Source organism: Streptomyces fildesensis, assembly GCF_016107395.1.
GTDB lineage: Bacteria > Actinomycetota > Actinomycetes > Streptomycetales > Streptomycetaceae > Actinacidiphila > Actinacidiphila fildesensis.
Map to the genome: position 1 here is coordinate 1 of NZ_JAAIKO010000321.1, position 253 is coordinate 253.

Genomic DNA, 253 nt, shown 5'->3' on the forward strand with positions numbered 1-253 from the left:
TTTAGAACGTCGTGAGACAGTTTGGTTCCTATCTACCGTTGGTGTGAAAGGGAGAACTGCGAGGAGCCAACCCTAGTACGAGAGGACTGGGTTGGGCCAACCTATGGTGTACCGGTTGTTATGCTAATAGCAGCGCCGGGCAGCTAAGTTGGTATGGAAGAACTGCCGCGGGAAATCCTTCTCTATACAAGTTCTCGGACGAGGTTTTTGAACATAACTTCGATAGGCGAGAGGTGTAAGCACCGCGAGGTGC

The 253-nt window shown here is 51.4% G+C and carries 1 rRNA gene; it reads left to right on the forward strand.

Features of this window, described 5'->3' with window-relative positions:
* Positions 1 to 253: ribosomal RNA gene (locus C6N31_RS47430) — 23S ribosomal RNA — on the forward strand; the annotation flags it as partial.